This is a genomic window from Scytonema hankhaensis NUACC26 (assembly GCF_045865695.1).
Classification (GTDB): Bacteria; Cyanobacteriota; Cyanobacteriia; order Cyanobacteriales; family Nostocaceae; genus Scytonema.
The window spans coordinates 22,542-29,247 of the sequence record NZ_BAACAP010000128.1 but is presented as its reverse complement, the minus strand read 5'-3'; the positions used below and the strand labels follow the sequence as shown (position 1 = coordinate 29,247).

Below are 6,706 nucleotides of genomic sequence, written 5' to 3'. Positions count from 1 at the left end.
GAGGTCACGATGTAGATTTCTTGTGCTTTACCTTCACGGATAGGCATAGCGAAACCACCGCATACAACGTCACCCAACACGTCGTAGCTCACAAAGTCCACGTCTTGGTAAGCACCATTTTCTTCTAAGAAATTAATAGCGGTGATAATACCACGACCAGCGCAACCTACACCAGGTTCGGGACCACCAGATTCTACGCAACGCACGCCACGGAAGCCTGTGAGCATGACTTCTTCTAGTTCCAAATCTTCGACTGCGCCACGCTCAGCAGCAAGGTGAAGTACGGTAGTTTGAGCTTTGCTATGCAGCATCAAACGAGTGGAATCTGCTTTAGGATCGCAACCTACAATCAAAATGCGCTGACCCTTTTCTGCCATAGCAGCGAGGGTGTTTTGGGAAGTAGTGGACTTACCAATACCGCCTTTACCGTAGAATGCTATTTGTCTAATTTTGTCGTCAACAGCCATGATGAGTTTTCTCCCACAATTAATAATAATGAAGTGTTGGGTCTGTGGTTCATGAGGCGTTCACACTGTGAGACTACAGTTGTGACCTTATGTAGAGCGTCTTGCAAAGCGTGTTGTACTTGTGTCAAACGAAGGCGATTGACAAACAACAGTGCTGATGGCGGCGATCGCTCTACCGCATATCTAGGAATAAGAAGTATCATGTGAGTTATTGTTGGTGATTATTTGTCTTACCTGAAAGGTATTTCTATGACTAAAAAAGGATGAAAATTTTTCCTACAAAAATGGATACAATCTCGTCAATTTTATAGCGGTTTTCAATTGGGTACAATATATAAATAAAGTTATGGAACCGCAGCCTGTAGCAGATGCACGCGGATAAATTTGTACTTCATTCAACTGAAAACGACTATATTAATGGAGAAGAAAAAATTCTTCTATAGGAGTCTTATTTGATTTTTGAACTCAATCTAAATTGTTGCTACTAAGTCCCCAGTTTTACTGGTATCACAACCACCGATCGTTTTTAGTTGTGAATGGACAAACCGATGCTCTAAGGTATTCAGGAATTGCTGTACTGGTGCTTCTTCCAGGTATTTTTTGAGAATCACTAAGTCGTAGCGGGACTGATGCCAAGGAATAAATTCTAATCCAAAAGCCGTAGCGACAGACGCTGTAGAAACTCCTGCATCTGCAAGTCCTGAGACGACAGCATCAGCAACACCATGATGACTTCTCGCGAGACTATCAAATCCTCTAATGGAGTCATATGACAGTCGCTCTTCTTTCAGTTTACGTTCCAAAAGCATTCGAGTGCCAGCTCCTTGTTCGCGGTTAATAATCTTTGCTTTTGCCTTGACTAAGTCAGTCACTGTTGTAATTTGCATGGGATTACCAGACTGCACTAATAATCCTTCTTCCCAAATTCCAAGGGTAATAACAACAGCTTCTTGTCCTGCTAAGACTTGACGAACAAAGGGAATATTATGCTCTCCAGTTTGGGAATCGTATAGGTGCATCCCAGCAATATGAGTCTCACCTCGACACAAACTCTGCAAGGCAGCCATGCTGTTAGCAAACTCATACTGAACTCTCAGTTGAGGATACCAGCGTTCTGCCGCTCTTGCCCATAGTGAAAGTACGGGCGCACAACCTGCAATTACGACTGTGTTGTCAAATCTGTCTATGTCGTCAAGAAGTCTGACTCGGACTGTATCGGGATCTAGCTGACTATCAACCTCACCCTCCTTCAGGGCTGAACTTGCAACTATCTCACCATCAGCTGGAATCATCTCCATACGAAAAGCATCGTTCCCCACTAAGGGATATGCTACCCATTGCCCCCCAATCCGCGCTAAACTCACTCGCTGTTGTTGACTGCTATAAGAGATAGATTTTGCTAGAATTGCTTGGACTTGAGGCAAGTCCTGCTCTAGCCAGAATAAATCCTCGACCTTACAACCAAGAGCCTTGGCTAAACGAAGTGTCATAGCGACCGAAGGAGCGCATTGTCCTGACTCTACACCACTAATTGTTTGACGTGTCACGCCTGCTAAGCTAGCTAATTCGTTCTGGCTCATACCCAGACGGACTCTAATGGACTTCAAACTGTTACGAAGGTCGCTATCGGTCTTCATTAGGACTATCTCTTGGTGATATAAAAGCGTAGCGAGTTGAAGCGGATTTACCAAAGCAGCAGACTGAGGCTCAACGAATGAGTTGTTTTTCCTCTAGACTTTTGAGATACGCGCTTTTTTGATTCCCATAAATTAACCTTAGCATAGATATTGCTAATTTATTTGCTTGTGGAAAATTTTTTTGCGAGAAAAATCTTCCTTAAATACTTGCCACAACTTCTCCAATCTTGCTGATGTCATAACCACCAAGAACCTCTAATTGCGATTGGACTAGGCGATGTCCCAAAGTACTTAGTAACTGCTGTACTGGTGCTTCTTCCAAATATTCCTTGAGAATTACCAAGTCATACCGCGCACGACGTAGGGGAACAAATCCCAACCCGTAGGCAGTCGCTATAGATGCCGTACTCACGCCTGCATCGACAATTCCTGAGACTATCGATAAAGCAACATCTTTATGGCTGTGGACGATACGGTCAAATCCTTTAAGAATTTGAAATGGCACTTGTTCCTCTTGGAGTTTTTGTTCTAAAAGCATCCGACTGCCAGAACCTGGTTCGCGGTTAACAATAGTTGCTCCCAAATCTACTAAATCCGTAACTGTTTTAATTCCCATTGGGTTTCCCGGTGCAACTAATAATCCCTCTTCCCAAACTCCAATAGTAATCAAGACAGCATTCTTACCTGCTAAAGCTTCTTTTACAAAAGGAATGTTATATTCCCCTGTTTGCGGATCGTACAAGTGCATGCCCGCGATATGGACTTCACCCCGGCACAGACTACGCAATGCTGCCATGCTGTTAGCAAAATTGTAATGAACTCGCAACTGGGGATGCCAACGTTCGGTAGCTTTCGCCCAGAGGGAAATCACAGGTGTACAACCAGCTATAACGACTGTATTGTGCAGTTTGTCCATATCATCTAAAAGTCTGACTTGGACTTTATTGGTACCTGTCTTACTTTGTGCCTCACCTGCTTCACCGTCCGCCGGAATCATTTCAACACGAAAAGCATCGTTTCCAACGAGTGGATAAGCGATCCATTGACCCCCAACCCGTGCTAGGCTAACTCGCAATTGCTGTACACTCTTGACTGGTTTCGTAAGAACTGCCTCAACTGTAGGCAAATCTTCCTCGAACCAGAACAAGTTCTCGACTTGACAGCCCAGTGCTTTGGCTAAACGCAGTGACACAGCAACTGAAGGAGCATACTGTCCTGATTCCACACCACTAATAGTCTGCCGAGTCACGCCAGCTATATTAGCCAGATCTTGCTGGCTCATACCCAAGCGAGTTCTAATCGACTTCAGGTTGTTGCAAAGACTGCCGTCCTGCTTCATGAGCCTGTATCTCTCCGTTACAAAAAGTCACAGCGAATAAACTTAATCTACCCAGGCAATAGCTAGGTCTTTTCTTATGTGCAGTTTGCTTTGAAAGACCAGAAAAATGCCTTGACAATTTCGATTATCCTAATGCAAGAATAGCATACGTTTAGCTAAGATTCTTGCGACTTTTTGATTTCCTTGCAGCGAGGATACCATACTCATTGCTCAGATATTTGTCCAATTTTAGCTTTTTACAGCAACTCAATTGGAATTTTTGCTAGTTTAATCTTGAACAAGAATCTAAAAACGAGGTGGCAAGATTATTCTCTACCTAAAATCAGGAAACAGGGATTAATCACCGCATAAACTTCTGTTCCTTCGTATAACTCCAAGTCATCTGCTGAAGCAGTAGTCATAATCGAAGTTAACTCTACTTCATGAACAACCTTTAAAGTCACTTGACTACTAATTCCTGTACGAATCACTTGTGTGACTATGCCTTTAAGGATATTGGGAGAGCTAACTTTCAGAGGTTTTTTGGGACTCGTTATTTCTATAGAGTGAGCGTTAGCACCTTCAAACGAGCGCTGTTTGGTAGGTATTGATTGTGGCGATACATATATTGTTGGTATCTGCTTTTCGGGCGATCGCCAGGAACGTTGATTCAGTCCGCGCACGAGTTCCCGAAGAATTTCCGTTTTCGTGCGTTGCAACTTTTCAGATAATTCATCCAAAAGTTTTCGCTCTTGCTCTGAAACTTGAAATGTAATCCATCCTTGTTCTTTTCTTGGCATATATTGTTACAACGGTGAAATTCTACCAATGGTTAACTTTAAGCTAAATAATTCTTCAAACACTGATAATTATTGAAAAAAGACAATTTTTTGATTGAATTGCAATTACAGTCACTAGTCAACTTGAGGGTAAAAATGCATACTCTTCAAGCGCTCGCTGTCTCGCGTTTCTTTAGGAGGAGCTTCTTGAGGAGTACAGCAGGCGATTAAAGGATAAAAGGTTCGCCTCCAATAAGCTAAAGCATAATTATAAGCCATGTGCAGGCAAAGTATTTGTGTTATCGCAATTATTTTAGCATCGTGTACGCTCAACTTGCCATAGGATCTGGTTTTAATAAGTATTTATACAACACAAATCAATTGGTTGCTACAAAAAAAATAAAAAACAGCAAATACTTTTGCAAGTTGTATGCTATGCTTGCATCAAGGGCAAGAAAAAGCGAAAGCATTCTTCTAATCTTCCTACAGAAGTGGAAGATTTTAGAAGAAGTGGTTATTTCTCTGCAAGGTGCTGTTAAATCAGTTACAAAAAAATGTAACTGTATTTTTAAAGGATTTGATAGATTATAGTTCCTGAAAAAGATAAATATTTTATCTTTTTATGGTCTGTCTATGGTCTCGAACAATCGCAACATTTCAAGAAACTTTACTTACTGACGATTGACTTCACGTGACACAGGAAAGTTTTGTTTAGCGTGATGAAATCACTAACTTCGTGATTCCTCACTAAATATAAAAGTTTGCTTGCTGGGTGAGATACATCTAACACATGATGATTTAGGTGTATCTACCTCGGGGAAAGGGAAATTTCCTTTTCCCATTTCCTCTAATTCCCAAGCTTTTAGAGAACACCCAATGAGATGAAAATGTCTATTTGATAGGTTTGCTGCCGATAGGGGAAGTGGGGTAAATACGCCAAAACTACCTTCTGTATCTGTTATGGTTACTCTTTTTACTATCCACTTCCCTATTTTTTCTTCATACTAAAGCCTGAAAAAAAATCCTCAGTATTTTACTTATTCTTTATTCCTTCAATTCATCCTATTCAATGTAAAAAAAGACATGAAAAACACTCAAGTAAAAACCAACCAACTACTGAATGAGACACCTTGCGAACATAACCAGAAGAAATTGGAGGACAAGAAAAAGAAATCTTGTAAAAAACCACCGCAACCAGGTGCATCACAAGGGAACTGTCCTTTTGAAGGGGCGATGGTTGCTCTAGGACCAATTACTGATGTTGCTCATCTAGTACATGGTTCGGTTGCTTGTACTCGCAACCCTTGGGAAAATCGTGGTAGCCTTTCTTCAGGTTCTGAATTACATAGAATTGGCTTCAGCACCGACTTGAGTGACAATGATGTGATTTTTAGTGGTGAAAAAAAGCTTTATCAAGCTATTCTCAACATCGCTCAACGCTATAATCCAGCTGCTATTTTTGTTTATGCTACCTGTGTCACTGCTTTAATTGGTGATGATACAAACAGTATTTGTAAAGCAGCTGCCAAGAAAATTGACATTCCGGTTGTCTATATAAATTCACCTGGATTTCTTGGTAGTAAAAATTTAGGTAATCGTATTGGTGGTGAAGCTTTATTAGAATATGCGATCGGAACGGCGGAACCAGAAGTTACTACACCATTCGATATCAATATCATTGGTGAATACAACGTAGCTGGAGATTTATGGAATGTTTTACCACTATTAAATAGATTAGGTATTCGCGTTCTCTCTAAAATCACGGGTGATGCTCGCTATCAAGAAATTTGCTACGCTCATCGCGCCAAGTTGAATGTAGTGATTTGCTCGAATGTATCACTAGGAATAGCACAAACAATGAAAGAACGTTATGGAATTCCTTACATTGAAGAATCTTTCTACGGAGTAGAAAACATGAACCGTTGCTTGCGGAATATTGCAGCAACGTTAAGTGAATCTCTTGGCGATCGCATCACTTCACCCTCTCTTCAAGAACGCACGGAATGGTTGATTGCAGAAGAAACAGCAGCACTAGATAAGGCACTTGCTTTTTATCGTTCTCAATTAAAAGGTAAACGCATTATTCTTTATAGTGGTGGTGTCAAAAGTTGGTCGATTATTTTAGCAGCGAGAGATTTAGGAATGGAAGTTGTTGCTACTAGCGATCGCAAGAGTACAGAAGAAGAGAAAGCTAAAATTAAGGACTTGCTTGGTCAAGATGGTATTGTTTTGTCAAAGGGAAGCCCTAATGTATTACTAAAGGTACTAAATGATACAAAAGCTGATATGTTAGTTGCCGGGGCTAGCAATCAATACACAGCACTGAAAGCGCGGATTCCTTTTTTAGATGTTAACCACGAACGACATCATGCCTACGCTAGCTATGCAGGGATGCTGAAAATGGCACAGGAATTATATAAAGCTCTGTATAGTCCTGTATGGGAACAAGTTAGAAAACCTGCTCCTTGGAATGACTAAATTGGGCATTGGGCATTGGGCATTGGG

At 41.2% G+C, this 6,706-nt stretch carries 7 protein-coding genes; 2 read left to right on the top strand and 5 right to left on the bottom strand.

Annotation, left to right across the window (positions count from 1 at the left end; all coding sequences use genetic code 11):
* The 5 genes from ACKTT2_RS07490 to ACKTT2_RS07470 form a co-directional block, all read right to left on the bottom strand.
* Nucleotides 1-467 (bottom strand): AAA family ATPase (locus ACKTT2_RS07490; RefSeq protein ID WP_407885333.1); only part of this gene is annotated, 467 nt, incomplete at its 3' end.
* Complete coding sequence (locus ACKTT2_RS07485; RefSeq protein ID WP_407885332.1) at nucleotides 437-670, bottom strand: hypothetical protein; 234 nt, start codon at nucleotides 668-670, stop codon at nucleotides 437-439. The genes ACKTT2_RS07485 and ACKTT2_RS07490, both read right to left, overlap by 31 nt.
* Nucleotides 671-937: 267 nt before the next feature.
* Entirely contained in the window at nucleotides 938-2,104 is a 1,167-nt protein-coding gene (locus ACKTT2_RS07480; RefSeq protein WP_407885331.1) for an XRE family transcriptional regulator, read from the bottom strand.
* A 199-nt stretch (nucleotides 2,105-2,303) separates the two neighbouring features.
* Nucleotides 2,304-3,443 (bottom strand): XRE family transcriptional regulator, encoded by a 1,140-nt coding sequence (locus ACKTT2_RS07475; protein WP_407885330.1) that lies wholly within the window; start codon nucleotides 3,441-3,443, stop codon nucleotides 2,304-2,306.
* Nucleotides 3,444-3,748: 305 nt separating this feature from the next.
* Nucleotides 3,749-4,222 carry a TOBE domain-containing protein gene (locus ACKTT2_RS07470; protein ID WP_407885329.1) on the bottom strand — a complete coding sequence of 158 codons (474 nt, stop codon included), beginning with the start codon at nucleotides 4,220-4,222 and terminating at the stop codon, nucleotides 3,749-3,751.
* A 300-nt stretch (nucleotides 4,223-4,522) separates the two neighbouring features.
* Between ACKTT2_RS07470 and ACKTT2_RS07465 the strand changes: the two genes are divergently transcribed.
* Together ACKTT2_RS07465 and nifE are read left to right on the top strand one after the other, a co-directional pair.
* On the top strand, nucleotides 4,523-4,792 hold the full coding sequence (locus ACKTT2_RS07465; protein ID WP_407885328.1) for a hypothetical protein: 270 nt from the start codon (nucleotides 4,523-4,525) through the stop codon (nucleotides 4,790-4,792).
* A gap of 492 nt (nucleotides 4,793-5,284) precedes the next feature.
* Complete coding sequence (gene nifE, locus ACKTT2_RS07460) at nucleotides 5,285-6,679, top strand: nitrogenase iron-molybdenum cofactor biosynthesis protein NifE (RefSeq protein ID WP_407885327.1); 1,395 nt, start codon at nucleotides 5,285-5,287, stop codon at nucleotides 6,677-6,679.
* The last annotated feature ends 27 nt before the right edge of the window (nucleotides 6,680-6,706 follow it).